This is a genomic window from Xanthomonas sp. 3075, from assembly GCF_014197275.1.
In the GTDB taxonomy this organism is placed as follows: domain Bacteria; phylum Pseudomonadota; class Gammaproteobacteria; order Xanthomonadales; family Xanthomonadaceae; genus Xanthomonas; species Xanthomonas campestris_B.
Window position 1 is genome coordinate 1 of record NZ_JACIFI010000054.1, and the last position, 1,547, is coordinate 1,547.

Sequence of the window (1,547 nt, forward strand, 5' to 3'; positions counted from 1 at the left end):
CGTGCCCGGCTGACGGAGTGGCCAAAGCCCCTCCAACAACACAGTTGCTACAAGGACGTACTTGCGGCGTGTCCCGCGATGGTGGGCGGGCAAGGGCCCTGCAGCCAAGTCGCAGAGCAGCTGCTAATGCGGCGTCATCGCTGCTACACGAACGTACTTGCGGCGTGTCCTGCGATGGTGGGCGGGCAAGGGCCCTGCAGCCAAGTCGCAGAGCAGCTGCTAATGCGGCAGTCATCGCTGCTACACGAACGTACTTGCAGCGTGTCCCGCGAGGGTGGGCGGGTAAAGGACCTGCAGCCAAGTCGCAGCTCAGCAGCTCTGCAATAGAACGACGTGAAGTAGGTTTGTCAGCCGCGCTTACTCGGCAGCAGGCTTCGCGTCGGTCTTGGTGTCCAGGAAGTAGGCCACCACCTCACCCTTGATCTTCATCGTCATCGGGTTGCCGCGACGGTCGCGGGCCTTGCCGACCTGCACCTTGATCCAGCCTTCGCTGACCGAGTACTCCTCCACGTTGTCGCGTTCGACACCGTTGAAGCGCACGCCGATGCCGCGGTTGAGTGCATCGGCATCGTGGAACGGGCTGCGTGCATCGATGGCCAGATGATCGGGAGGGGTATCGCTCATGGGAAAGGCGTCATGGCGGCCGGGATGGCCGTCTTCGGCCGCACAGGATACGGGCCTGCGCCGTGAAGACCAGCCCCCGGCGACGCAGTTGCGTGCGTCAAGCGGTTTGCTTGCGCGCCATCAGGCCTCACACTTCCGCCTTGCAATCCTGGACGTGAGACCGTGATGCCCGACAACAGCGCCGACTACGATGAGCCCGATGACCTGAGCGCCGACAACGACGACGATCCGGACACCCAGCAGGGGCTGGTCTGGAACCTGTTGCTGCTGATCAATCCGGGCGACGAAGAAACCGCGCTGCGCCAGTTCGATGCCTATCGCGAGAGCGCCGGCGAGACCGACGGCGATGCGTGGTTATGGGCGCTGAAGGATGCGATCGACTGGAGCTCGGGATTCTATGTGGATGGCAGCGACAGCGAAACGCTGATCAGTGCGATCGACGAATTGTCCGCGCGTTGGAACTTGCGGATCGACTGGGGCGGTGACATCGACGATGACGATTTCCTAGCCGCCAACGATACCGCCGCGCTGCTGACGGTGGCCTACGACCGCCTGCGCGAATACGGCTACACCCTGTGGTGCTGGGATACCGGCAGCGATGACCGTGCCGGCTGGATGGCGCTGAGCCGCAACGATGAGGACATGCAGCGGCTGGCAGCGATCCTGGGCGCGGATCTGCGCCCGGGCAGCGATCCGTTCTAAGAGCAGCTAAAAAAACCTGGCGAGCGAGCGCCTGTCAGTGAGTGCAATGATTTTGTCTGTCGTATCTTGGTGGATGCAGTCAGAAATCCAGGTCAAACACTGAGTGGGTCGAATGCGCGGTGCCCTCACCAGAGACTCCGCTGGTTGCTGTGTTTAAACCCATGCATGCCGACCATCTCGACTGGTCCTTGCCCGCCCAGCGTCGCGGGACCTTACGCGGC

Annotated in this window: 2 protein-coding genes; one reads left to right on the forward strand and one right to left on the reverse strand. The window is 62.7% G+C overall.

Features of this window, described 5'->3' with window-relative positions:
• Positions 1 to 357 precede the first annotated feature (357 nt).
• Complete coding sequence (locus GGR62_RS20870) at positions 358 to 624, reverse strand: DUF3297 family protein (protein ID WP_184409721.1); 267 nt, start codon at positions 622 to 624, stop codon at positions 358 to 360.
• A 165-nt stretch (positions 625 to 789) separates the two neighbouring features.
• Here GGR62_RS20870 and GGR62_RS20875 point away from each other — a divergent pair, with 165 nt between their 5' ends.
• Positions 790 to 1,326, forward strand: a complete 537-nt coding sequence (locus GGR62_RS20875; protein ID WP_184409722.1) for a hypothetical protein — start codon at positions 790 to 792, stop codon at positions 1,324 to 1,326.
• Positions 1,327 to 1,547: the final 221 nt, after the last annotated feature.